Genomic DNA, 22,805 nt, shown 5'->3' with positions numbered 1-22,805 from the left:
CCCCGACCCCTCACCCCATCAGCAAGGAGCGCACCCCCATGGGCGGCGAAGTGGCGACGAAGACCGGCGGCCGGCTCTCCGACCTCGACTGGCTGCTCAGCGGCCTGGTGCAGCGCGTGCCGTACACGCGCAGCGCCGTACTCCTCACCGCCGACGGGCTCGTGACCTGCGTGCACGGGATGGACCCCGACAGCGCCGACCACATGGCCGCCCTCGCGTCCGGGCTGTACTCCCTGGGCCGCAGCGCCGGCTCCCGCTTCGCGAACGGCTCCGATGTCCGGCAGGTCGTGGTCGAACTGGACAGCGCGCTCGTCTTCGTCTCCGCGGCCGGATCCGGAACCTGCCTGGCCGTCCTCGCCGACCGGGAGGCCGACGCCGGGGTGCTCGGCTACGAGATGGCGATGCTGGTCAAGAGCGTACGTCCGTACCTCGCGGCCCCGCCGCGGAGGCCCGTTGCCGACGCGGAGCGATGAGGGCCCGCGGGACGGGGGCGTACGCGAAGGGCAGGGACACACCGTGGCTCGACGAGTCGGCGGGCCGCGTGATGCGCCCGTACACCGCCAGCGGGGGGCGGACCAGGCCGGGCTTCGCGCTCGACCTGCTCTCGCTGGTGACCGCGACCGGGGCGCGGCCGCACGTCCCGCTCGGGGCGGAGCACACGCTCGTCCTGCGGATGTGCGCGGGCGCCTCCACCGTCACGGTCGCCGAGGTGGCCGGGCAGCTGCGGCTGCCCGCCGTGGTGGTGAAGGTGCTGCTGTCCGATCTGATCGAACACGGGGCCGTCATGGCGCAGGCGCCGCGGTTCCCGGATGGCGGCTCGTTCGCCGCCGACGACCGGTCCCTGCTCCTGGCGGTGCTCGATGGCCTGCGTAAACGACTGTGACACCCACGCCCCGGAGGCTGTCGGGGCTCCGCCCGCGACCTTGAAGATCCTGGTCGCGGGCGGGTTCGGGGCGGGCAAGACCACCTTCGTGGGCGCGGTGAGCGAGATCGAACCGCTGAGCACGGAGGAACTGCTCAGCGGAGTGGGCGCGAGTTCCGACCCGCTGCACGGCGTCGAGGAGAAGACCACGACGACCGTCGCCCTCGACTTCGGCCGGATCACCCTGGACGAGCGACACGTGCTCTACCTCTTCGGCACCCCGGGACAGCACCGCTTCTGGTTCCTCTGGGAGGAGCTGTGTGCGGGAGCGCTGGGGGCGGTGGTGCTCGCCGACACCCGCCGACTGGCCGACTGCTTCCCTGCCGTGGACTTCTTCGAGCGGCGCGGGATCGCCTTCATCGTCGCCGTCAACGAGTTCGACGGCGGTCACCGCTACGGGCCCGACGAGGTCCGGGAGGCGGTGGGGCTCGGGCCCGAGGTGCCCGTCGTACGGTGCGACGCGCGCCTCGCGAGCTCCGGGACGGGGGCGCTGGCCGCCCTCGTCCGCCACCTGTTGTGCATGTCCACAGCCAGTTCTTCGTCTTCGGAGTCGGGGGAACCGTTATGACGTACTACGAATCGACCGGACACCTGCTGCTCACGCCGGTGGACCGGGAGGCACCCGCACGCGTCGTCCGGCTGCGGGAGCTGGGTCTGGGGGAGCGTACGGACGCCGAACTGGACGCCTTCGCGAGGCGTGTCTCCGACGCGCTCGGCGCACCGTACGCCGGGGTCAACTTCATCGGAGAGGAACGGCAGTTCTTCGCCGGGCTGCACCACACCGCCGAGGCCCCGGCGAGCGCCTACCCGGCGCGGGTCCTGGCCCGCGACCACGGCTACTGCCCGCACGTGGTGGTGCGGCGGCGGGCGCTGGTACTGGAGGACGTACGGGACTTCGCGCGCTTTGCGGGCAATGCGGTGGTGGACGAGAGCGGGGTGCGCTCCTACGTGGGCGCGCCGCTGACCGATCGCCGCGGGATCGTCCTGGGCACGGTGTGCGCGGTGGACGTGGTGCCCAGGCGGTGGGGGACGGAGGGACTCGCCACCGTGAAGGCGCTCGCGGCGGAACTGGTGGCGCTGGTGCACGCGCGGGAGGACCGGCGGGGGTGAGCGGGACGGCCGGTGGCGGGGGCTACGGTCGTCCGAGAAGGGTTCACCGGTGACTGGAGAGGAGTCTCGGGGATGACCACGACCGCGCAGGACGTCCGCCTGATCGCGCTGTCGCTGCCGGACAGCAGCGAGAAGCCCGCCTGGGGCATGCCGACCTTCCGGGTGGGCGGGAAGATCTTCGTCTCGCTCGCCGACGACGACGCCTCGATCGGGGTGAAGTGCCCCAAGGAGGACCGGGCCGAGCTGATCGCGGCGGAGCCGGAGAAGTTCTTCCTGCGGGCGGGCCACGACGACCACTACGCCTGGATCCGGGTCCGGCTGGCGGCCGTACGGAACGAGGCCGAGTTGCGCTCCATCCTGACCGATTCCTGGCTGCAGGTGGCCCCGAAGCGCCTGATCGCCGCCCATCCGGAGCTGACCGGCGAGGCCGGCTGAAGGCGGCGGCACGGCTGCGCGGAACCGGAGACGGGAAGGTGCGCGCAACCACCCCACGAAGTGCGGTATCGTTCTCCTGCGCGTTCAACCAGGGGAAACCCCAGGTCAGCGCGCATCGGGACGTGGCGCAGCTTGGTAGCGCACTTGACTGGGGGTCAAGGGGTCGCAGGTTCAAATCCTGTCGTCCCGACCATGCGGAAACGCAGGTCGGAGGCCGTTCTCTCATCCGTGAGAGGGCGGCCTTTCGTGTGTCCGGAGCCATGGTGGTCGCAGCCACGTCGCACAAAGCGGGCGGCCCCCTCCGCCGTCCGGATCCGTCGTTCCGGCGCCCGGCGCCCGGCGGTAGCCGTAGGACGGGGGACCGCCGGCCTCGCCCCCGAGGACCGCCGCAGGGCCTGCTCGGCCGCATCCTGGCCGGGGAATCCGCCCCGGCGCACCGTTGTGCGGCAGTGGGCCGGGGCGGGGACGTCGACGGCGAGGCTCCAGGTGCGGTGCTCGCTGTCGGTGACCAGATCGGGGCAGCCTGTGCCGAGCTGACGGCGATGACACCGAAGGCGTCGACGAGGGGCGGGGCCGACAGCAAGAACGTCAACAACCCCGTGGGCCAGGGCGGCGGCCAGCGCAAGCAGCTGTCCCGCGCCGAACGGCAGAACAACGGTCCGGCACCGCAGCCTCGGCAGGCGCACCGGAGGGCGCCGTGCAGGCGGCCGACGATGCCGCACAGAACTGACGCACCCCTCAGCCGGTGCCGGTGACTCTTTTCTTTCTCGCTTGCAGCTGCTCGAACCAGCGCCTGCCCCGGGGGCCGCAGTGGTCCCGGATGTGATCGCGCAGCCTGCCGGTCTGCCGATTGTGGGCGTCCAGGCTCCGCGCACCCCGGCTCACCTCGGCGCTGAGGGATGACAGCGCCTGGTCCAGGCTGTCGATCACCGATTGCGCCGCCTGCGCCTCCTGGTTGAATCTCCCGCGCCGCGTTGTACCCCCGGACATCCGGTCCAGCCTGCGCTTGTTCGCGCGCAGTCTGTTCAGGCCGGCCGAAATCTCCTTTCGGGTTTCGACGGCGCTCCGCTTGTGCTCGTACCAGCGGTCGGCAATGAGCCGGCTTTCGCGGTGCGCTTGACGGTAGACCTCGAAGTTGACCTCGTCGCGCACTTCGAACCGCAGGTTTTGGAGCGCATCTGCCTCGCGTTCGAGCACGCGCCGCGATTCGACCAGCAACTGTTCGGAGCGGCGCGCCCGGGTCACCATGGCCCCGGTGTCAACGCGCGACGTTGCCGGACGGCCCGACCTGTACCAGAAATAGGCGATCGCACCGACCGCGAGGACTCCGAGCACCAGGTACACGGGCTCGTTCTCGACGAGCCAGCCGAGCCCTTTGATGGCGTACGCGATCGCCGTCAGCACGATGACGGCGATGACCAGCCACTGAGCTGCCGCTTCCATCCGAGCCCACCCCCTGTTTCCGACGGTCCGAACGCGTCAGCGGTCCAGCGCGCGCCACGCCGCGACCTCGATCTCCGCCTGGCCGAGCGCCAGGGAGTCGCACAAGCGGATCAGGTTGTCACCGGCGGTGGCCCGGTCCTGGACGATCTGGCCGGACAGCACCGGGATAATCGTCATCGCCAGGGTGCGTTCCGCTTCGGAGACCCGCATGTCGCAGGAATTGCTGATCATTTGGTGATAGCCGGCCATGAGGCCCCGGCGATCGACGTGTGTCTGCATCGACGCCCGCTTCTCGGCGTCGAAGAGCTGGACGATGGCCCTCTGCCGGTCCTTGACGATCGCCAAGGAGACCTCCCGCTGCCCGGCGAGGTATCTGGCTTCCAGCCTGAACCGGTTGATCTCGACGATGCATGCGCCGATTTGAGAAACGATGTTCGCGGCAGCGGCCAGCGGGCTCAGCGCGGTGGCGATATTCCCCACCGCGGGATGCATCGAGACGCGGCCTTGGTCGTAACGAATCAGCTCTGCCGGCATAAGTGAACCACCCTCACCAGTCGTTTCCACGACGTCAGTTCAAGCACTCCGCCGGACTTTCGAACATTTCACCTGGTCAACGGCTTTGAGTAGGGGGAGTTTAGCGGCTGCGCTCCGCGCGGGGGACGGTTTTGCATGGATCGTCCCGCGCACGGGCGACGGCGCTCCCCGGCCAGGAAAGGTGAGCTGTGCGGTCAGCGACCTTCTTGCCGGTCGGTCGCTGCCTTCTCGGCCGCCGTCCCGGCCACCACAGCCCGCACGGGCGAGGAGGCCGGCCAGGCCAACGCCCGCCCCGGCGGCATCGTGCCGCACCGGCCCGCGCTTCCTGATCGCGTATGCCGTCGGCCCTTCGCCGGCCACGCGATGCTCGACGCGGCCGGCGCCGCGACCCGCCTTCCCGAGACCGGGCTGTCGGCCAACACCACGGTCGGCCGAGCTGCAGGGCTCGTGCGCACCGGAGTTGCAGGTCAAGGGCACGGCGACGGGCGGCGTCCCGGCCGACCTGCTGAAGGTGGCCGACTTCATCAACGGCTCCTACAGCTCCGGCCTGATCTTCATGGCCGCCGCCGGCCAGGACGCCGCCTTCCCGGAGCTGAAGCTCGACTTCCTACCTCAGCCCGGCCGGCAAGGTGCGGGTGAACGGCATGAAGGACGGCTGCGTCGCCACCGACGCGATCGCCGCGGACCGCTTCGAGGGCCTTGACCCACTTCGGTGGAGCAAGGCGCTCGCTCTTTTTCCGGGTCTCTCGTGTTCCCTGAGTTCACGGGGTGACGGCTCCGTGGTTCGGGACTGTGATGCGTCCGCCCTCCTTGCCGGGCCCGAGTGGCCTCACCGGCCGGGCGCATACGTCGAGCAGCCCTGTCAAGCCCCGAACCTCCGGGCCGTGACGTACATGTCGCATCTTGCTGTTCTGTAAGAGGTCCTCACGGACCGCGGGATTCATATTCCACCCAGAATTCAGAAAGCAGGAGATTCCCATGCGACGTAAATTCACCACCAAGCGCCTCGCCGTCCTCGCCACCGCCACCGCCCTGGGAGCGGGCGGCGTACTTCTCCCGACCAGCGCATTCGCCGCCACGCCGACGGTCCACACGGATGCCCTGACGGTGACGTCCGACTGGAGCGGCGATCAGGGCTGGGAACACGGCACGGGAGGTGGCCGCGGCACGGGGGGCGGCCACGGTAAGGGAGACGGAACCGGTAAGGGCAATAAGGGCGACTACTCCGGCAAGAAGAACCCCTGGGGTAAGAAGGATCACTGGGGTAAGAAGGACCACTGGGGTAAGGGCGATCACTGGGGTAAGAAGGATCACTGGGGTAAGGGCGACCACTGGGGCAAGGGCGACCACTGGGGCGAGAAGGATCACTGGGGTAAGAAGGACCACTGGGGTAAGGGCGATCACTGGGGTAAGGGCGATCACTGGGGCAAGGGCGACCAGTGGCCGCAGAAGCCCGGTCACTGGGAGAAGCCCGGTGGGTGGGAGAAGCCCGGCCATGAGCAGCCTGGCGGGTGGGAGAAGCCCGGTGGGTGGGAGAAGCCCGGCCATGAGCAGCCGGGTGGGTGGGAGAAGCCCGGTGGGTGGGAGAAGCCCGGCCATGAGCAGCCGGGTGGGTGGGAGAAGCCCGGTGGGTGGGAGAAGCCCGGCCATGAGCAGCCTGGTGGGTGGGAGGAGCCCGGTGGGTCGGAGAAGCCCGGCGGGTGGGAGACGCCGGGTGAAACCAAGCCGGAGCCGAGTGGCTACGGTGGTACGGAGAGCAAGCCCGGCGGGTGGGGTCACAAGCCCTCGACCTCGGACAGCAGCGGTGACGCGACCGGTAGCGGTGACGCCACCGAGTAGGGATTGCATACGCAGCGCCCCCGGGCTTCGGCCCCGGGGGCGCTGCACCGTGTTCCGCGTGTGCCTCCGCAGGTCAGACGGGCGAGCTCGCGTCGGCCTCCCGTTGCATGCCCGCGCACAGCGCCCACACCACGAACAGGTTGACGGCGATCAGGATCACGGCCCACCACGGGTAGTACGGCAGCCACAGGAAGTTGGCGATCGCGCCGAGTCCGGCGATGGCCACACCGAGGAAGCGCGCCCACAGGGCTCCGGTGAACACGGCGCAGCCGGAGACGACGAGGGCGATGCCGACGATCAGGTGGACCCAGCCCCAGCCCGTCAGGCTGAACTCGAACACGTAGTGCCGGGTCACGACGAACAGGTCGTCCCTGGCGAGGGCCGCGATCCCTTCGAAGATCCCCATGGCGCCCGCGAAGACCATGAGGGCGCCTGCCGTGATGGTCGTACCCGACGTGGGCGCATGCCAGGCACTCGGCTGCGACGGACCGGTCCGGGGTCTGCTGGCGTCACTGGCCATGTCGATCTCCTCGCTGGCAGAGCCGACCCGGCGGACCGGGGTCGGAGTTCCCCCGATTCAGCGTGGCACGGTCACCCTCCGTCGGCACTCCGGCCGGGGGAGGGGGCCGTACCGGAGGAATCCGGTACGGCCTCTCGTCGCCCGTGCACGTACCAGCGCGGACCTGCCGGGCCCGCCGGCGTACGCCGCTGCGGACCGGGACCGCGCCGGTCACCCCACGCTGTACATCGTCGCCGCGGCCATCGGCCATGCGCCGACCCTCGTCCCGGCCCGGGTGTTCTTCGGACTGGCCGCCTTCCTCGGCTACCGCTACCGCTACCGCTGCCGCCGCCGCTACCTGCGCCGGAGCGCCCGGGAGCCGCGGTCGGCGGATGCGGCTAGCCTGAAACCGCGGTGTCCCCGCGCGATCGGAGGTCGCCGTGACACGCGCCGACTGGCTGCTGGCTCCCGCCGAACGGGGCAACCCCGCGACGCGCCTGGACCGGCGCCGCCCCGACGGTGAGGCCTGGTCCCGGGGCAACCGGGCGCGGCCGCTGGTCCACGGCGCCACGTACTTCGCGGAGCTCCTGGCGGCCGTCCGCGCGATGGGACCGGGCGATCTCCTGCTGTTCACCGACTGGCGCGGCGACCCGGACGAGCGGCTCGACGGCCCCGGTAGCGAGATCGGGAGCGTCCTGTGCCGGGCGGCCGAGCGCGGGGTCGTGGTCAAGGGGCTGCTGTGGCGCTCCCACCTGGACGGTATTCACTTCAGCCAAGAGGAGAACCTCCGCTTCGGCAAGGAGCTCACCGAGGCCGGAGCCGAGTGCCTGCTGGACATGAGGGTGCGACCGGGCGGCTCCCACCACCAGAAACTCGTGGTGCTGCGCCACCTCGGCCGCCCCGAGCTGGACGTCGCCTACGTCGGCGGCATCGACCTCTGTCGCAACCGCAACGACGACGCCACGCACGCCGGCGACCGGCAGTCACTGCCCCTGGCCCCCGCCTACGGGCCCCATCCGCCGTGGCACGACCTCCAGCTCTCCCTGCGCGGCCCGGTCGTGGGCGACGTCGAGGCCGTCTTCCGTGAACGGTGGGAGGATCCGGCTCCGCTCAGCCGGAGCCCGCTCACCCGGCTGCGTGAGCATCTGCACCGTGAGGACATCAGGGCGGACCCGCTGCCGCGGCAGACCCCCGACCCGGCACGGTGCGGCACGCACACGGTGCAGCTGCTGCGGACCTACCCGAACCGGCTGCTGCGCGGCTACCCCTTCGCCCCCGACGGGGAGCGCAGCATCGCGCGGGGGTACACCAAGGCGCTGCGGCGGGCCCGGGCCCTGATCTACCTGGAGGACCAGTACCTGTGGTCGCCCCACGTGGTGGACTGCTTCGCCCGGGCCCTGCGCAGGCATCCGCGGCTGCGGCTGATCGGGGTCGTCCCCACGGTCCCGGAGCAGACGGGTCCGCTCACACTGCCGATGAACCTGATCGGGCGGATCAAGGCTCTGGACGAGCTGCGCAGGGCCGGCGGCGACCGGGTCGCGGTGTACGGCCTGGAGAACCGGGCCAGAACCCCCGTCTACGTCCACGCCAAGGCGTGCGTGATCGACGACGTATGGGCCTCCGTCGGCTCGGACAACATCAACCTCCGTTCCTGGACCCACGATTCCGAGCTCAGCTGCGCCGTGTACGACGAGCGCACCGACCCGCGGAGCCCGGTGGACCCGGGCGGTCTCGGCGACGGGGCGCGGGTCTTCGCCCGGGAACTGCGCCTGGAACTCATGGCCGAGCACACCGATGCCGGGGCGGCGGACGCACTGTGCGACCCTGTGTCCGCTTTCGATCTCTTCGCGGAGAGCGCCGCCGCGCTCGACGCCTGGCACGAGGGCGGCCGGCAGGGCCCGCGGCCGCCGGGCCGGCTGCGCCGGTACGTCCCGCCGGAGCTCGGGACGGCGCAGCGGATGCTCGCCATTCCGCTGAACCGGGTGCTGGTGGACCCCGACGGCCGCCCGCTCGGGATGAGGTTCCGCCGAAGGTTCTGAGGCACCTTGTAGCGGCAAACCATTGCTAAAACGTACAAATTGATGTCACATAGTGCCCGTTCCCGACACGGTGGGTACCGCTTAAGTGACCAAAATGGCGGCGGGTTAGCATATGAGCACCGCCTAGCTCGAAAGATAATCCTGTGACTGTCAATGAGGACTCGTTCACCAGCTGGAAGAACCGCGAGGAGATCGCGGAGTCGATGATCCCGATCATCGGGAAGCTGCACCGGGAGCGGGACGTCACGATCCTGCTCCACAGCCGCTCCCTGGTGAACAAGTCGGTGGTCAGCATCCTCAAGACCCACCGATTCGCCCGCCAGATCGCCGGTGAGGAGCTCTCGGTCACCGAGACGCTGCCCTTCCTGCAGGTTCTGACGACGCTCGATCTCGGCCCGTCCCAGATCGACATCGGCATGCTCGCCGCGGAGTACAAGAGCGACGACCGCGGCCTCTCGGTCGCCGAGTTCACCGCCGACGCCGTCGCCGGCGCCACCGGCCCGAACAAGATCGAGCGCGGCGACGGCCGCGACGTCGTCCTGTACGGCTTCGGCCGTATCGGCCGCCTCGTCGCCCGCCTGCTGATCGAGAAGGCCGGCTCCGGCAACGGCCTGCGCCTGCGCGCCATCGTGGTCCGCCAGGGCGGCGACCAGGACATCGTCAAGCGCGCCTCGCTGCTGCGCCGCGACTCGATCCACGGCCAGTTCCAGGGCACGATCACCGTCGACGAGGCGACCAGCACGATCATCGCCAACGGCAACGCCATCAAGGTGATCTACGCGAACGACCCGTCCGAGGTGGACTACACCGAGCACGGCATCAAGGACGCCATCCTCATCGACAACACGGGCAAGTGGCGTGACCGCGAGGGTCTGTCCAAGCACCTGCGCCCCGGCATCGACAAGGTCGTGCTGACCGCTCCGGGCAAGGGCGACGTCCCGAACATCGTCCACGGCGTCAACCACGACACCATCAAGCCGGACGAGCAGATCCTGTCCTGCGCCTCCTGCACCACCAACGCGATCGTCCCGCCGCTCAAGGCCATGGACGACGAGTACGGTGTCCTGCGCGGTCACGTGGAGACCGTCCACTCGTTCACGAACGACCAGAACCTGCTGGACAACTACCACAAGGCCGACCGTCGCGGCCGCTCCGCGCCGCTCAACATGGTCATCACCGAGACCGGCGCCGCCTCGGCCGTCGCCAAGGCGCTGCCCGACCTCAAGGCCCCGATCACCGGCAGCTCGATCCGCGTCCCCGTCCCGGACGTCTCGATCGCCATCCTGAGCCTGCGCCTGGGCCGTGAGACCACCCGCGAAGAGGTCCTCGACTACCTCCGCGACGTCTCGCTGCACTCGCCGCTCAAGCGTCAGATCGACTTCACCACGGCTCCCGACGCCGTCTCCATGGACTTCGTCGGTTCGCGCCACTCCTCGATCGTCGACGCGGGCGCCACCAAGGTGGACGGCGACAACGCCATCCTCTACCTCTGGTACGACAACGAGTTCGGCTACTCCTGCCAGGTCATCCGTGTGGTCCAGCACGTGTCCGGCGTCGAGTACCCGACCTACCCGGTTCCGGCGGTCTGATCCGTCGTACCGTCCGTCACACCGTTCGGCCGACGGCTGCGACAGGCGGGGCGGCGGTGGGCGGGCCCCCGATGCCGACCGGCACCGGGGCGCCCCGCCCATCGCCCCCCGCCTGTCGTGCGTTGCGGCCGCGCGGCGCCACGAGGTGGCGGGCCAGGGCGAGCGCGGCGAGGACGGCCACGAGCGCGCACACGCCCTGCCAGCCGGCCCGGCCGTAGATCCGTACGCCCAGCCAGGACCCGCCGCTGCCGCCCAGGTACGCGCAGGTCATGTAGGCGGTGTTGAGGCGGCTGCGGGCATCGGGGCGCAGCGCGTACACCCGGGCCTGGTTGGCGACCGTGCCGGACTGCATCGCGACGTCGAGCAGCAGCGTGCCGCCCGCCAGGGCGGCCAGCCCCGCCGCCCCGCCGCGGGCGCCCGCCGCGAGGATCCCGGCCGAGACGAGGACCCCGAGCAGGCAGCCGAGGTTCACGAGATCCGCTCCCCTGCGGTCCACCAGGCGCCCGGCGTACGGGGTGCACAGCATGGTCACCGCGCCCACCAGGGCGAGCATCCCCACCGCATGCGCGCCCAGCCCGTAGGCCGGGCCGGTGAGCAGCAGCGCCAGGCACGTCCAGACCGCCGAGAAGGCACCGAAGACCGCCGCCTGGTAGAGGCAGGAACGGCGCAGTTCCGGTTCGGCGCGCAGCAGGCGCAGCGGCTCGGCCAGCAGCGCCGGGTACGGTCGGCGCGAGGCCGGGATGGTGTCCGGCAGGGTGCGGGCCAGGACGGCCGCCAGCAGCAGGGCCACGGCCCCGGCGACCAGGTAGGGGGCCCGCCACCCCAGCCATTCGCCGAGCGTCCCGCCGAAGGTGCGGGCCAGCAGCATGCCGCCGGTCGAACCGCTCAGCAGGGTGCCCAGTACGGCTCCCCGGCGGTCGGCGGCCACCAGCCCGGCCGCCAGCGGGCCGATGACCTGCGCGGCCACGGTGGTCACACCGACGACGGCCGCGGCGCCGAGGAGCGGGGCCAGCCCCGGCGCGCAGCCCGCCGCCAGCAGGCCGGTGCCGGTCAGGGTCACCAGGGTGACGAGGAACGGGCGGTGCGGGAGCCGGTCGCCGAGCGGCACCAGCAGAAAGATCCCGGCCGTGTAGCCGATCTGGATCGCGGTCACCACGAGGGCGGCGGAGCCGGGCGACTCGTCCAGGGCGGTGACGACCAGCGGGCTGACCGCCTGCGGGAAGTAGACCGTGCCCACGCCGACGGCGCAGGTCAGGGTGAGGAGCAGGAGCAACCGGCGGCTCATCCCGGACCCCTGGCGAAGGGCCTGCGTCATACGGGGAGTTGTCATGGGGGGAGTTCACGGCACGTCCCCGCCCGCGACAACCGATGTAGCGTATGCCTTAATGATCAGCTTCGAGCTCGGGGTGGAGGACCTCGCCGACACCCGGTTCGCGCTCTCGCCCCTGTACGAGACCGTGCTCAGCCTGCGCGTGCTGCGGGAGCCGGGCCTCTCCGTGCTGCACCTCCCGTGGCGCAGGTCCGTACTCGGCGCGGCGGACGCACTCGACGGGCTCGACACCGGGCTGCTGATGTCCGTCGTCGCGGTCCGGCGTACCCTGCCCGACTTCCTGACCCCGCGGCCCGCGAGCTTCGCGCCCTCCTTCGAGGAGGAACTCGCCGCCGTCGCCCGGACACCCCCCGGCCTGGTCCGCCGTGACCTGCTGGCGGCACACGCCCCGGACCCGCTGCCCGCCCCGCTGCTCGACGCGCTCGCCCCCGGCGACGGGCCCGTCGCCGCCCTGCGCGACGCCCTCTGCGCGGTGCTGCGCCGGTACTGGGAGGCCGCAGTCCAGCCCATGTGGCCGCGGATGCGCCTCCTGCTGGAGGCCGACATGACCTACCGCGCACGGCAGCTGGCCATGGGCGGGGCCCGCCTCCTCTTCGCCGACATGCACCCGAACCTGCGCTGGCACGACGGGGTGCTGCACATCGGGCAGATGATCAGCCGGCACCGGGTCGTGGCGTCCGGCCGCGGGCTGCTCCTCGTCCCCTCCGTGTTCGCGCACAAGCCCGCACCCCCGGTCAGCCCGGAGGAGGCGCCGACGCTGGCCTACCCCAGCCGCGGCGTGGCGACGCTCTGGGCGCGCGAGCCCGTCGCCGACACGGCAGCCCTGGTGTCCCTGTTGGGGGCTCCCAAGGCGAGACTGCTCGGCCTGCTCGACGAGCCGCAGTCCACCGCCGAGCTGGCCCGCCGCCTCGGCGTCACCGCGAGCGCCGTGTCCCAGCACCTGGGTGTCCTGTACGCCACCGGGCTCGTCTCCCGGGCGCGCGACGGACGGCAGGTCCTCTACCGCCGCAGCCCGCTCGGCGATGAGCTGAGCGGCCGGGGCCGGCCGGGGTGACGCGCGGCGGACGCCGCACGGGGCCCCGGGTCCGCGCGTCCGCGCTCAGGCGCTCGCCCGCGCGGGCCGGCGCAGCAGGTAGCCCGCCGCTGCCGTGACCAGGACGGCCATGCAGACGATGAACACCAGCCCGGCCCCCTCCAGACCGATCGGGCCCACCAGCAGCCCCACCCCGATCACCGGCAGCGAGATGCCGGTGTACGCCACCACGAACAGCATCGAGATCACCGCCGCGCGCCGGTCCGGCGGCGAGGCGGCGGCCACCGTGGCCAGTGCCCCCCGGAACGCCAGCCCCTGCCCGGCTCCGCCGACGACGGCGCTCGCCACCACCAGCGCCAGCAGGTCCCACCACAGAGCGCCCGCGAGCAGCGCCAGCCCGCCGAGCAGCCCCGCGCAGCCCAGCGGCAGCGAACGGGCCACCCCGACCCGGCCGACCGCCAGTTGCCCGGCGGTCGAGGCGAAGAAGGCCAGCGCGACGATCAGTCCGCTCACCGCGTGGTTGTGCACGTCCAGGGACTCGGCGAGGAAGGCGGGGCTGACCGAGGTGAACACCCCGAACAGCGCGAAGCCCACGAAGGAGGCGGTCGCCGCGGGCGCGAACACCGACCGCACCCGCGGGGGCAGGCCGGGCCGCTGAGGACGTACGGTGCTCAGCGGCCGCCGGTCCCGCACGGTCTCGGGGAGCCGCGCGAGGACGACGGCCGACACGGCCACCAGCGCGAGGTGCACGGCGAACGGCAGGTACAGCGGCCAGGGCGCGTACTGCGCGAGCACTCCGGCGAGCAGCGGGCCGCAGCCCAGCCCGCCCATGTTGGCGGCCGTCGCCACGAACGTGGCCCGCGAGGCGCCGTCGGCCGGCGCCAGCTCCATCACGTAGGCCGTGGCGGCCCCGGTGAACAGGCCGGCGGACAGCCCCGACATCAGCCGGCCCGCGTACAGCCAGCCGAGTCCGGTGGCGCACAGGAAGCAGACGGCGCTGGCCGCCGAGAAGGCCAGACCGGCCAGCAGCACGGGCCGCCTGCCGACCGTGTCCGAGGCGTTGCCCGCCAGCAGCAGTACGCCGATCACCCCGAAGGCGTACACGGCGTACACGACGGTCACCACCAGCTCGGAGAACCCGAACTTCTCCTGGTAGAGCCCGTACAGAGGGGTCGGCAGCGTGGTGCCGGCCATGCACACGGCGAACACCGCCCCGGCGAGCGAGCACTGGAGCCACCGTCGGCGATCACCGTCCATGCCGCCGACGGTAACCCCGCCGCCGCGGCCCGGCGCGGCGGCCCGGCGCGGCGGCCGGACCGCCGGTCAGGGGCGGCGGCCCGCATGGAGTTCGAGCGGGCCGGTACCCGTGGCACGGGCGGTCAGGCAGGCGGTGATCTGGCGCCGCAGGGCGGGTTTGACCAGGCCGGGCAGGTCCGCCGGGGCGACGGTGCGCCACTGGAGCAGCTCGGTCGGGTCCAGCCGGATCCGGGCGAGCGCGGGGGCGTCGAGGACGCCGCCGTCGTAGAGGAAGCGGATCCGGGCCGGACGGCCCGGCTTGTGGGACCAGTTCACGGCGAGCAGCCGGCCCGGGGCGATGTCCAGGCCGAGCTCCTCCTCGACCTCCCGCCGGGCGGCCGCGCGCGGGATCTCCCCGAGGTCGCTGTCGATGCCGCCGCCGGGCAGGTTCCACCGGTCGGACCTGCCGTACGCGGGCTGCACCAGCAGGATCCGGCCGTCCGGGCCGGTGAACAGCACGCTCGCCGCGGTCACCGCCTTGGGGCGGCTGGCCCGGTGGCTCGCCGGGTCGAGGGTGCCCGAGTGCTCCAGGGCGAGGCGCCGGGCGGGGTCCAGGCCGGCCGGGGAGCCCGGCTGGGGCACACCGTCCACGAGGTGCGCGAAGGATCCGGTGTGCAGGGCGGCCAGGGCGGCGCGCAGCCGGGGCGCGGTCCGGGCGGGCAGCAGCGCACACGCCTCCTCCGGCGGGAGCCAGCGCGCCTCGGCGGTGTCGCCGCCGGGCAGGGAGACCGCCGCGGCCTCCGGGGCCGCGAGCGGGCCGACGAGGTGGACGTGCACGATCTGGGAGCGGCCGAGCGGGCCGGGCGGCCGGGAGTCCACGGCCAGCAGCCGGCCCGTCGCCGGAGTGAGCTTCAGCCCCTCCCGGAGCGCGCGGGCCAGACCTTCCTCCGGGGTCTCGGTGTCCCGGACGGGGCCTCCCGGAAGCTCCGGCTCCGTCCGGCCCGGGCCGGTCAGTACGAGGACCCGGCCCCGGGTGTCCAGCACGACCCCGGTGGCGGCCACGAGCGGGGAGGGACGGTCGGGCACGGCGGGCTCCTGAGGATCATGTCGGCGGCACCAGCACTATGCCCCGGCCGCGGCGGATGCCCGGCGCCGACATGCGGGGCTCAGGCGCGGGCCAGCAGCAGGCCGCCCATGGTGACCATGGTCGCAGCGACGAGTCCGTCCAGGACCCGCCAGGCGGCCGGGCGGGCGAGCAGCCCGCTCAGCAGCCGGGCCCCGTAGCCCAGACCGGTGAACCAGGTCAGGCTGGCCAGTGCGGCCCCGATGGCGAAGGCCCAGCGCAGGTCGCCGCGGTCGGCGGCGAGGGAGCCGAGGAGCAGCACGGTGTCCAGGTAGACGTGCGGGTTGAGCCAGGTCATGGCGAGCGCGGTCAGCACGGCCCGGCGGGCGGACCCGCTCGTCGCCCCCTCCGTGGTGAGGGCCGCGCCGGGGTCGGGCCGCAGCACCCGGCGGGCGGCGAGGACGCCGTAGCAGACCAGGAACCCGCCCCCGGCGAGCCCGACCACCGTCAGGGCGGCCGGCCAGGCGGTGACGAAGGCGCCGACGCCGGCGACGCCGAGGGTGATGAGGACCGCGTCGGAGACGGCGCAGATGGCGACCACGGCGAGGACCGCGTGGCGGCGCGCGCCCTGGCGGAGGACGAAGGCGTTCTGCGCGCCGATGGCGACGATGAGGGAGAGTCCGCTGCCGAAGCCGGCCAGGGCGGCGGTGACGATGCCGTAGTTCATGGCTCCGACCGTAGGCAGCGAGATCGGTTCAGTACAGCTAAAGATTTTTACGTACCATTAGCGCTCGTGATGGATGAGCTTCCGCTGGACCAGGTACGCACGCTGCTCGCCGTGGTGGACGAGGGCACCTTCGACGCGGCCGCGGCCGCCCTGCACGTGACCCCCTCCGCGGTCAGCCAACGGGTCAAGGCGCTGGAGCAGCGGACCGGCCGGGTGCTGCTGATGCGGACGAAGCCGGTGCGGGCGACCGAGTCCGGGGAGGTGGTGGTCCGTTTCGCCCGTCAGCTGGCCCGCCTGGAGCGCGACGCGCGCACCGAGCTGGGGATGGACGACGGGATGGGCCCGGTGCGGCTGCCGATCGCGGTGAACGCGGACTCCCTGGCGACCTGGTTCCTGCCCGCGCTGGCGCGGGTGCCGCAGGATCCGCCGGTCTGCGTCGAGCTCCACCGTGAGGACGAGTCGCACACGACGGCGCTGCTGCGGGAGGGCCAGGTGATGGCGGCGGTGACCTCCTCGCCCGACCCGGTGGCCGGGTGCAGCGTACGGATGCTGGGCCTGGCCCGGTACCTGCCGACGGCGAGCCCCGCGTTCGCGGCCCGGTACCTGACGGGGGAGCCGGAGCGGGACCTGCGGGAGGCCCCGACGATCGTGTTCGACCGCAAGGACGACCTCCAGGACGCCTTCGTCCGCTCGCTGACGGGGGACCCGGCGGCCGGGGCGGGGCGGGTACGGCACTACATCCCGACGTCGGAGGGGTTCCGTGACGCGGTGGTCGCGGGGCTGGGGTGGGGGCTGGTGCCGGAGCAGCAGTCGAGACCACTGGTGCGGACGGGGGAGCTGGTGCTGCTGGAGCCGCGGCGGCCGATAGACGTACCCCTGTACTGGCAGCAGTGGAGGCTCGACTCGCCCGCCCTGTCGATGGTCGCGGAGGTGATCGCGGCGGCGGCCCGGGAGTCGCTCCGCAACCCTCCGCCCTGACCGGCAACACACCCCTTAGGGGGTGTGTTGCCGGTCAGGGCGGGCTCGCGGTGGCCGGCACCGCGCCTCGCGGCGTTGTCCTCGGTCGGCGACGCTCCGCGTCGCCTCCCTCGTCCGCCTTGCGATGCACGGCACCGGCCACCGCTCCCTGATCCGCCCTGACCGGCAACACACCCCCTAAGCTGCGGTCATGGAGTCCTACACGATCGGCCAGGCGGCCCGGATGCTCGGCGTCAGCGTCGACACGGCCCGGCGCTGGGCGGATGCCGAACGGTTCCCCACCCACCGCGAGGGCACCCGGCGGATGGTGGACGGGCCCGACCTGGCCGCCTTCTGCGTCGAGGCCGCGCAGGAGGGTGCCGAGGGCGAGGAGACCCCGTACACCTCGGCGCGCAACGCCTTCCCGGGCATCGTCACCGGGGTGAAGCTCGGCACGGTCGACGCGCAGGTGGAGATCCAGGCCGGGCCGCACCGGATCGTGTCGCTGCTGACGCGGGAGGCGGTGGAGGAGCTCGGGCTGGAAGTCGGCGCGCGGGCCACGGCGCGGGTGAAGTCGACGAGCGTGTTCATCGACCGGGTCTGAAACGGGCGGCGCCTCGCACGGACCCCCGGCCGGAGACGGCGCGAGCCGGTGGCGGTGAGCCCGGACGCGGGCGTTCCGGCGGCGATGGCAGACTGGCCGCTGATCCGCCGAAGGGGAGTACGCCGTTGTCCATGTTCAGCAACCTGCGCCGGGTCGTACGGCGCAGCTACCGGCGGGCCGTCGACCTCAGCCACCCGGCCCGCTCCCCGCTCGGCAGTGCGGTGGTCAACTGCGTGGTCTACCGGGACGGCGTACGGCAGGACGACTGCGCCGAGGTGGAGGAGGCGCTGCGCCGGGTCCGCAAGACGGGTGACGGCTTCGTCTGGATCGGCCTGCACGAGCCGGCGAGGTCGGAGCTGGCCGGGCTGGCCGAGCTGTTCGGCCTGCACCCCCTCGCCGTCGAGGACGCCGTGAACGCGCACCAGCGTCCCAAGGTGGAGCGTTACGACGACACGCTGTTCTCCGTTTTCAAGACCGTGCGCTACGTGGAGCACGAGGAGCTGACCGCGACCAGTGAGGTGGTGGAGACCGGCGAGCTGATGGCCTTCACCGGCCAGGACTTCATCATCACCATCCGGCACGGCGGCCGCGGCACACTGGGCCCGGTCCGCGAGGAGCTCGAGCGCGCCCCGGAGCAACTGGCCAACGGTCCCGCGGCCGTTCTGCACGCCATGGCCGACCACGTGGTCGACGACTACGCGGCCGTCACGGACGCGGTGCAGAACGACATCGACGCCGTCGAGACCGCGGTGTTCAGCGAGGACGGCGGCCGCGGCGACGCGGGACGGATCTACCAGCTCAAGCGCGAACTCCTGGAGCTCAGGCGGGCGGTGGCGCCACTGAGCCGCCCGCTCCAGCAACTGGCCACGCAGCCGATACCGGTCATCCCGCCGGAGACCCGTGCGTACTTCCGGAACGTGGCCGACCACCTGACCCGGGCCACCGAGCAGATCAGCGCCTACGACAACCTCCTCGACTCCATCCTGCAGGCCCACTTGGCGCAGGTGACGGTCGCCCAGAACGAGGACATGCGCAAGATCACGGCGTGGGCGGCCATCGTGGCCGTCCCGACCATGGTCTGCGGGGTGTACGGCATGAACTTCGACCACATGCCCGAACTGCACTGGACCTACGGCTATCCGCTGGTGCTCGGCGTCATGGCGCTCGCCTGTTTCGTCATCCACCGGGGCTTCAGGCGTAACGGCTGGCTCTGACCGGACGGGGTCATTCCTTGCACCGCGCCCGGGTATTGAGCTGCCGTCAGCTCTGGTAGTAAAGTTTCCTAACGAAGCTGGGACGCCTCAACCACCAGATGGAGGCCTTGTGTTCACCCCCCGCCGCAAGATGCTGGCGATCGGCGCACTGCTCGGCAGCGCGCTGATCGCCGTCCCCGTCGCCGCTCATGCCACCGCGGCCCCTGCCCCCGCGGCGGAGCCCGCGACGGCCGCGGCCGCGGCCGCAGCCGTAGGACTCGACGATCCGGCGAAGAAGGAGATCGCCATGAAGATCGTCTCCAGCGCGGAGAACTCCTCGCTGGACTGGAAGGCGCAGTACAAGTACATAGAGGACATAGACGACGGCCGCGGTTACACGGCCGGCATCATCGGATTCTGTTCCGGCACCGGCGACATGCTCGACCTCGTCGAGTACTACACGCAGATCAAGCCGGGCAACGTGCTCGCCAAGTACCTCCCCGCCCTGCGCAGGGTCGACGGCAGCGACTCGCACGCCGGCCTCGATCCGAACTTCACCAAGGACTGGGCGAAGGCGGCCCAGGACGCCGACTTCAGGAAGGCCCAGGACCGCGAGCGCGACCGGGTCTACTTCAATCCGTCCGTGAACCAGGGCAAGGCCGACGGGATCGGCGTACTGGGCCAGTTCATCTACTACGACGCCATCGTGATGCACGGCGACGGGGGCGACTCCACCAGCTTCCGCAACATCCGCAAGCGCGCCCTGACCAAGGCCAAGCCCCCGTCGCAGGGCGGCAACGAGACCACGTACCTCAACGCCTTCCTCGACGCCCGGGTCTGGGCGATGAAGCAGGAGGAGGCGCACAGCGACACCAGCCGGGTCGACACCGCGCAGCGGGTCTTCCTGAAGAAGGGCAACCTGAACCTCAACACGCCGCTGGACTGGAAGGTCTACGGCGATCCCTTCCACATCGGCTGACGGCCCGCCGCGGGCCGGGACGGGAGCCCTCCTCCCCGGCCCGGCCCGCGGTGTCGCGGCGCGATAACGATGTGGGTAACGATCGGAGCAGCCGCGGGGGCGTCAAGTGGGCCTTGCGTGCGGACGTTTCGGACGTTCGGGGACATGGCGCTGGGGCTGTGTCCCGAAGTCGTAACTCCGCTGCCGGAAATCGTGCGGTCCAGCCGATTTGGCCGCCCCGGAAGTGGCTTGACCGCGACGTAAGGGGGGCATAAGTTCTGCCCCGGCTTGCTCCAGCAGGACGGGCCGAACCAACCGTCCTCTGGGGGGACCCGTGAACCACTACCTCGACGTTCTGAAGAAGTACGCCGACTTCTCCGGCCGTGCGCGCCGCCAGGAGTACTGGATGTTCTTCCTCTTCCAGATCGCCGCCCTGATCATCGTCGCGATCCTGGACGCCGTGCTCGGCACGTCCCCGTGGCTGTACGCCCTCTACGCCCTCGGCACCCTCCTCCCGAACCTCGCCGTGACCGTGCGCCGCCTGCACGACACCGGCAAGTCCGGCTGGTGGATCTTCATCAACTTCGTGCCGCTCGTCGGCTTCATCTGGCTGATCGTGCTCCTGGCCACCGCCGGCCAGCAGCAGCCGAACGAGTACGGCCAGGACCCGAAGGCGTACGCCGCCTGATGTGACGCACGGGCCTGATCAAGGCCCGCATGCCTGAGCGCCGCCCCCGGCCGGGAACAGCCGTGGGCGGCGCTTTCGCCATTTCCGGGGCACGCCGGGGCCCGCGTGACACGCGTCTCCCGGACTGGCGGCAGGGGGCTGTCCTGAGCGGCCCGATCACGAGATATCTTGATGTCGAGCAATGTTGCAGACGAGAGACGCAGACTGTGGAGCGGAGCATCCGGTGACTGACTCGACCATCATCTACACGCACACTGACGAGGCCCCGGCCCTCGCGACGTATTCCTTCCTGCCTGTGATCCAGGCTTACGCGTCGACGGCCGGTGTGAATGTCGAGACCCGTGACATCTCCCTGGCCGGTCGGATCATCGCCGTCTTCCCGGAGTACCTCCAGGAGAGCCAGCGGATCGCCGACGCCCTCGCCGAGCTCGGCGAGCTGGCGAAGACCCCGGAAGCCAACATCATCAAGCTTCCGAACATCTCGGCCTCGATCCCGCAGCTCAAGGCCGCGGTCGCCGAGCTCCAGGGCCAGGGCTACGCCCTCCCGGACTACCCGGACGACCCGAAGACCGACGAGGAGCGCGACATCCGCGCCCGCTACGACAAGGTCAAGGGCAGCGCCGTCAACCCGGTCCTGCGCGAGGGCAACTCCGACCGCCGTGCCCCCGCCTCGGTCAAGAACTACGCCAAGACGCACCCGCACCGCATGGGCGCCTGGAGCACCGAGTCGAAGACGAACGTCGCCACCATGGGCGAGAACGACTTCCGCTCCACCGAGAAGTCCACCGTCATCGCCGAGGCCGGCACCCTGCGGATCGAGCACGTCGCCGCCGACGGCGCCACCACTGTGCTGCGCGAGTCCGTACCGGTCCTCGCGGGTGAGGTCGTGGACGCGTCCGTCCTGCACGTCGACGCGCTGCGCACCTTCCTCAACGACCAGATCGAGCGTGCCAAGGCCGAGGGCGTGCTGTTCTCCGTGCACCTCAAGGCCACGATGATGAAGGTCTCCGACCCGATCATCTTCGGCCACGTGGTCCGCGCCTTCCTCCCGAAGACCTTCGCCCGCTACGGCGAGACCCTGGCCGCCGCCGGCCTGTCGCCCAACGACGGCCTGGGCGCCGTCCTGAACGGTCTCGGCGCTCTGGCCGACGGCGACGCCATCAAGGCCTCGATCGACGCCGAGATCGCCGAGGGCCCGGCCCTCGCGATGGTCGACTCCGACAAGGGCATCACCAACCTGCACGTGCCGTCCGACGTCATCGTCGACGCCTCGATGCCGGCCATGATCCGCACCTCCGGCCACATGTGGGGCCCGGACGGCGCCGAGGCCGACACCCTCGCCGTCCTCCCGGACAGCAGCTACGCCGGCGTCTACCAGGTCGTCGTCGACGACTGCCGCACCCACGGCGCCTTCGACCCGTCCACCATGGGCTCGGTCCCCAACGTCGGTCTCATGGCCCAGAAGGCCGAGGAGTACGGCAGCCACGACAAGACCTTCGAGATCGCCACCGCGGGCACCGTCCGCCTGGTCGACGCCGCGGGCACCACGGTCCTGGAGCAGGAGGTCGCCGCTGGCGACATCTTCCGCGCCTGCCAGACCAAGGACCTGCCGATCCAGGACTGGGTCAAGCTCGCCGTCACCCGCGCCCGCGCCACCGGCGTCCCGGCCGTCTTCTGGCTGGACGAGAACCGCGCCCACGACGCGCAGCTGATCGCCAAGGTCAAGACGTACCTGGCCGACCACGACACCGAGGGTCTGACCATCAAGATCCTCTCCCCGGTCGAGGCCACCGCCTTCTCCCTGGAGCGCATCCGCCGCGGCGAGGACACCATCTCGGTGACCGGCAACGTGCTGCGTGACTACCTGACCGACCTCTTCCCCATCCTGGAGCTGGGCACCAGCGCCAAGATGCTGTCGGTCGTCCCGCTGATGAACGGCGGCGGCCTCTTCGAGACCGGCGCCGGCGGCTCCGCCCCGAAGCACGTCCAGCAGCTGGTCAAGGAGAACTACCTGCGCTGGGACAGCCTGGGTGAGTTCTTCGCGCTGGCCGCCAGCTTCGAGCACCTCGCGACCACCACCGGCAACGCCCGCGCCCAGGTGCTGGCCGACACCCTGGACCGTGCGACCGGCACCTTCCTCAACGAGGACAAGTCGCCGAGCCGCAAGCTGGGCGGCATCGACAACCGCGGCAGCCACTTCTACCTCGCCCTGTACTGGGCGCAGGAGCTGTCCCGCCAGATCGACGACCCGAAGCTGGCCGCGGCCTTCGACCCGCTCGCCAAGACCCTCGCCGAGCAGGAGCAGGCCATCGTCGCCGAGCTCATCGCCGTGCAGGGCTCCCCGGCCGAGATCGGCGGCTACTACCAGCCCGACGCCACGAAGGCCGCGGCGATCATGCGCCCGTCCGCGACCCTCAACCAGGCGCTCGCCCTCCTGGGCTGACGCCGGCAGCCGTACCCACGTGTCCGTGACGACGTGATCCGCTCCGCCCCGGCCGGCCCCGTGCCCGGCCGGGGCGGAGCCGTATCCGGGAAGGGCGGCCCGAAACCCGATTGCGGCCCGCGCCCCGACGGCCTTGCGCTAGCGTTCGGGGACGGTGACCCGG

The 22,805-nt window shown here is 71.6% G+C and carries 24 protein-coding genes and 1 tRNA gene; 18 read left to right on the top strand and 7 right to left on the bottom strand.

The genetic code is table 11. The features are described 5' to 3' along the window. The first annotated feature begins 38 nt into the window (after nucleotides 1–38). The 7 genes from Sspor_RS10020 (at nucleotide 39) to Sspor_RS41540 (ending at nucleotide 3,222) form a co-directional block, all read left to right on the top strand. Nucleotides 39–473 carry a roadblock/LC7 domain-containing protein gene (locus Sspor_RS10020; protein ID WP_202203584.1) on the top strand — a complete coding sequence of 145 codons (435 nt, stop codon included), beginning with the start codon at nucleotides 39–41 and terminating at the stop codon, nucleotides 471–473. Next, nucleotides 470–883, top strand: coding sequence for a DUF742 domain-containing protein (locus Sspor_RS10015; RefSeq protein ID WP_202198729.1), 414 nt, complete (start codon nucleotides 470–472; stop codon nucleotides 881–883). The genes Sspor_RS10020 and Sspor_RS10015 overlap by 4 nt, the downstream gene beginning before the upstream one ends. Further along, complete coding sequence (locus Sspor_RS10010) at nucleotides 861–1,490, top strand: GTP-binding protein (RefSeq protein WP_202198728.1); 630 nt, start codon at nucleotides 861–863, stop codon at nucleotides 1,488–1,490. The genes Sspor_RS10015 and Sspor_RS10010 overlap by 23 nt, the downstream gene beginning before the upstream one ends. Next, nucleotides 1,487–2,032: a GAF domain-containing protein gene (locus Sspor_RS10005; RefSeq protein WP_202198727.1), complete on the top strand. Its 546-nt coding sequence runs from the start codon at nucleotides 1,487–1,489 to the stop codon at nucleotides 2,030–2,032. The genes Sspor_RS10010 and Sspor_RS10005 overlap by 4 nt, the downstream gene beginning before the upstream one ends. Nucleotides 2,033–2,104: 72 nt before the next feature. Then, nucleotides 2,105–2,467: an MmcQ/YjbR family DNA-binding protein gene (locus Sspor_RS10000; RefSeq protein WP_202198726.1), complete on the top strand. Its 363-nt coding sequence runs from the start codon at nucleotides 2,105–2,107 to the stop codon at nucleotides 2,465–2,467. Between the two features lie 116 nt (nucleotides 2,468–2,583). After that, nucleotides 2,584–2,660: transfer RNA gene (locus tag Sspor_RS09995), tRNA-Pro, on the top strand. Between the two features lie 67 nt (nucleotides 2,661–2,727). Continuing rightward, nucleotides 2,728–3,222, top strand: coding sequence for a DUF6243 family protein (locus Sspor_RS41540; protein ID WP_373318766.1), 495 nt, complete (start codon nucleotides 2,728–2,730; stop codon nucleotides 3,220–3,222). Here the strand turns inward: Sspor_RS41540 and Sspor_RS09990 are convergent. Together Sspor_RS09990 and Sspor_RS09985 are read right to left on the bottom strand one after the other, a co-directional pair. Next, the gene (locus Sspor_RS09990) at nucleotides 3,206–3,910 is read right to left on the bottom strand and encodes a hypothetical protein (RefSeq protein WP_202198725.1); all 705 of its coding nucleotides are present in this window, start codon (nucleotides 3,908–3,910) and stop codon (nucleotides 3,206–3,208) included. The genes Sspor_RS41540 and Sspor_RS09990 overlap by 17 nt on opposite strands. A gap of 36 nt (nucleotides 3,911–3,946) precedes the next feature. Further along, entirely contained in the window at nucleotides 3,947–4,444 is a 498-nt protein-coding gene (locus Sspor_RS09985; protein WP_202198724.1) for a hypothetical protein, read from the bottom strand. A 181-nt stretch (nucleotides 4,445–4,625) separates the two neighbouring features. Between Sspor_RS09985 and Sspor_RS40485 the strand changes: the two genes are divergently transcribed. Next, on the top strand, nucleotides 4,626–5,147 hold the full coding sequence (locus tag Sspor_RS40485) for a lipase family protein (RefSeq protein ID WP_237403789.1): 522 nt from the start codon (nucleotides 4,626–4,628) through the stop codon (nucleotides 5,145–5,147). 200 nt (nucleotides 5,148–5,347) lie between these two features. Beyond that, the gene (locus Sspor_RS09975) at nucleotides 5,348–6,283 is read left to right on the top strand and encodes a hypothetical protein (protein ID WP_202198723.1); all 936 of its coding nucleotides are present in this window, start codon (nucleotides 5,348–5,350) and stop codon (nucleotides 6,281–6,283) included. Nucleotides 6,284–6,356: 73 nt separating this feature from the next. On the opposite strand, the gene Sspor_RS09970 is transcribed toward Sspor_RS09975, so the two are convergent. Beyond that, entirely contained in the window at nucleotides 6,357–6,803 is a 447-nt protein-coding gene (locus tag Sspor_RS09970; RefSeq protein ID WP_202198722.1) for a DUF7144 family membrane protein, read from the bottom strand. Between the two features lie 419 nt (nucleotides 6,804–7,222). Here Sspor_RS09970 and Sspor_RS09965 point away from each other — a divergent pair, with 419 nt between their 5' ends. Further along, nucleotides 7,223–8,821 carry a phospholipase D family protein gene (locus tag Sspor_RS09965; protein WP_202198721.1) on the top strand — a complete coding sequence of 533 codons (1,599 nt, stop codon included), beginning with the start codon at nucleotides 7,223–7,225 and terminating at the stop codon, nucleotides 8,819–8,821. A 143-nt stretch (nucleotides 8,822–8,964) separates the two neighbouring features. Further along, nucleotides 8,965–10,410: a glyceraldehyde-3-phosphate dehydrogenase gene (locus Sspor_RS09960; RefSeq protein ID WP_202198720.1), complete on the top strand. Its 1,446-nt coding sequence runs from the start codon at nucleotides 8,965–8,967 to the stop codon at nucleotides 10,408–10,410. Between the two features lie 16 nt (nucleotides 10,411–10,426). Here the strand turns inward: Sspor_RS09960 and Sspor_RS09955 are convergent, their stop codons facing one another. Further along, nucleotides 10,427–11,695, bottom strand: coding sequence for an MFS transporter (locus Sspor_RS09955; protein ID WP_202203583.1), 1,269 nt, complete (start codon nucleotides 11,693–11,695; stop codon nucleotides 10,427–10,429). A 100-nt stretch (nucleotides 11,696–11,795) separates the two neighbouring features. Here Sspor_RS09955 and Sspor_RS09950 point away from each other — a divergent pair, with 100 nt between their 5' ends. Beyond that, nucleotides 11,796–12,794, top strand: coding sequence for a helix-turn-helix domain-containing protein (locus tag Sspor_RS09950; RefSeq protein ID WP_202198719.1), 999 nt, complete (start codon nucleotides 11,796–11,798; stop codon nucleotides 12,792–12,794). Nucleotides 12,795–12,839: 45 nt separating this feature from the next. On the opposite strand, the gene Sspor_RS09945 is transcribed toward Sspor_RS09950, so the two are convergent. From Sspor_RS09945 to Sspor_RS09935, 3 genes are all read right to left on the bottom strand, one after another. Next, nucleotides 12,840–14,030 (bottom strand): MFS transporter, encoded by a 1,191-nt coding sequence (locus Sspor_RS09945; RefSeq protein ID WP_202198718.1) that lies wholly within the window; start codon nucleotides 14,028–14,030, stop codon nucleotides 12,840–12,842. A gap of 66 nt (nucleotides 14,031–14,096) precedes the next feature. After that, nucleotides 14,097–15,095, bottom strand: coding sequence for an NUDIX hydrolase (locus tag Sspor_RS41065; protein WP_202198717.1), 999 nt, complete (start codon nucleotides 15,093–15,095; stop codon nucleotides 14,097–14,099). An 80-nt stretch (nucleotides 15,096–15,175) separates the two neighbouring features. Then, nucleotides 15,176–15,799 (bottom strand): LysE/ArgO family amino acid transporter, encoded by a 624-nt coding sequence (locus tag Sspor_RS09935; RefSeq protein WP_202198716.1) that lies wholly within the window; start codon nucleotides 15,797–15,799, stop codon nucleotides 15,176–15,178. A gap of 69 nt (nucleotides 15,800–15,868) precedes the next feature. Between Sspor_RS09935 and Sspor_RS09930 the strand changes: the two genes are divergently transcribed. The 6 genes from Sspor_RS09930 to Sspor_RS09905 all read left to right on the top strand — a co-directional run bounded on the left by Sspor_RS09930 (nucleotide 15,869) and on the right by Sspor_RS09905 (nucleotide 22,642). Beyond that, nucleotides 15,869–16,777, top strand: coding sequence for a LysR family transcriptional regulator ArgP (locus tag Sspor_RS09930; protein WP_202203582.1), 909 nt, complete (start codon nucleotides 15,869–15,871; stop codon nucleotides 16,775–16,777). Nucleotides 16,778–16,967: 190 nt separating this feature from the next. Further along, the gene (locus Sspor_RS09925) at nucleotides 16,968–17,360 is read left to right on the top strand and encodes a TOBE domain-containing protein (RefSeq protein WP_202198715.1); all 393 of its coding nucleotides are present in this window, start codon (nucleotides 16,968–16,970) and stop codon (nucleotides 17,358–17,360) included. Between the two features lie 131 nt (nucleotides 17,361–17,491). Continuing rightward, nucleotides 17,492–18,574 (top strand): magnesium/cobalt transporter CorA, encoded by a 1,083-nt coding sequence (corA, locus tag Sspor_RS09920; protein ID WP_202198714.1) that lies wholly within the window; start codon nucleotides 17,492–17,494, stop codon nucleotides 18,572–18,574. A gap of 130 nt (nucleotides 18,575–18,704) precedes the next feature. Then, nucleotides 18,705–19,532 (top strand): chitosanase, encoded by an 828-nt coding sequence (locus Sspor_RS09915; protein WP_202203581.1) that lies wholly within the window; start codon nucleotides 18,705–18,707, stop codon nucleotides 19,530–19,532. Between the two features lie 313 nt (nucleotides 19,533–19,845). Continuing rightward, nucleotides 19,846–20,199, top strand: coding sequence for a DUF805 domain-containing protein (locus tag Sspor_RS09910; protein WP_202198713.1), 354 nt, complete (start codon nucleotides 19,846–19,848; stop codon nucleotides 20,197–20,199). 223 nt (nucleotides 20,200–20,422) lie between these two features. After that, nucleotides 20,423–22,642, top strand: coding sequence for an NADP-dependent isocitrate dehydrogenase (locus Sspor_RS09905; RefSeq protein ID WP_202198712.1), 2,220 nt, complete (start codon nucleotides 20,423–20,425; stop codon nucleotides 22,640–22,642). Nucleotides 22,643–22,805: the final 163 nt, after the last annotated feature.

It is taken from the genome of Streptomyces spororaveus, assembly GCF_016755875.1.
GTDB classification, from domain to species: domain Bacteria; phylum Actinomycetota; class Actinomycetes; order Streptomycetales; family Streptomycetaceae; genus Streptomyces; species Streptomyces spororaveus.
The sequence above is the reverse complement of the archived record's forward strand: the minus strand, read 5'-3'. Positions and strand labels throughout refer to the sequence as shown.

Bases quoted from the DNA above. Each gene is read 5' to 3' on its own strand.
- Sspor_RS10020 (WP_202203584.1), top strand. From the start codon at position 39: ATGGGCGGCGAAGTGGCGACGAAGACCGGCGGCCGGCTCTCCGACCTC.
- Sspor_RS10015 (WP_202198729.1), top strand. From the start codon at position 470: ATGAGGGCCCGCGGGACGGGGGCGTACGCGAAGGGCAGGGACACACCG.
- Sspor_RS10010 (WP_202198728.1), top strand. From the start codon at position 861: ATGGCCTGCGTAAACGACTGTGACACCCACGCCCCGGAGGCTGTCGGG.
- Sspor_RS10005 (WP_202198727.1), top strand. From the start codon at position 1,487: ATGACGTACTACGAATCGACCGGACACCTGCTGCTCACGCCGGTGGAC.
- Sspor_RS10000 (WP_202198726.1), top strand. From the start codon at position 2,105: ATGACCACGACCGCGCAGGACGTCCGCCTGATCGCGCTGTCGCTGCCG.
- Sspor_RS41540 (WP_373318766.1), top strand. From the start codon at position 2,728: ATGGTGGTCGCAGCCACGTCGCACAAAGCGGGCGGCCCCCTCCGCCGT.
- Sspor_RS09990 (WP_202198725.1), bottom strand. From the start codon at position 3,910: ATGGAAGCGGCAGCTCAGTGGCTGGTCATCGCCGTCATCGTGCTGACG.
- Sspor_RS09985 (WP_202198724.1), bottom strand. From the start codon at position 4,444: ATGCCGGCAGAGCTGATTCGTTACGACCAAGGCCGCGTCTCGATGCAT.
- Sspor_RS09970 (WP_202198722.1), bottom strand. From the start codon at position 6,803: ATGGCCAGTGACGCCAGCAGACCCCGGACCGGTCCGTCGCAGCCGAGT.
- Sspor_RS09955 (WP_202203583.1), bottom strand. From the start codon at position 11,695: ATGAGCCGCCGGTTGCTCCTGCTCCTCACCCTGACCTGCGCCGTCGGC.
- Sspor_RS09950 (WP_202198719.1), top strand. From the start codon at position 11,796: ATGATCAGCTTCGAGCTCGGGGTGGAGGACCTCGCCGACACCCGGTTC.
- Sspor_RS09945 (WP_202198718.1), bottom strand. From the start codon at position 14,030: ATGGACGGTGATCGCCGACGGTGGCTCCAGTGCTCGCTCGCCGGGGCG.
- Sspor_RS09935 (WP_202198716.1), bottom strand. From the start codon at position 15,799: ATGAACTACGGCATCGTCACCGCCGCCCTGGCCGGCTTCGGCAGCGGA.
- Sspor_RS09930 (WP_202203582.1), top strand. From the start codon at position 15,869: ATGGATGAGCTTCCGCTGGACCAGGTACGCACGCTGCTCGCCGTGGTG.
- Sspor_RS09925 (WP_202198715.1), top strand. From the start codon at position 16,968: ATGGAGTCCTACACGATCGGCCAGGCGGCCCGGATGCTCGGCGTCAGC.
- corA (WP_202198714.1), top strand. From the start codon at position 17,492: ATGTTCAGCAACCTGCGCCGGGTCGTACGGCGCAGCTACCGGCGGGCC.
- Sspor_RS09915 (WP_202203581.1), top strand. From the start codon at position 18,705: ATGCTGGCGATCGGCGCACTGCTCGGCAGCGCGCTGATCGCCGTCCCC.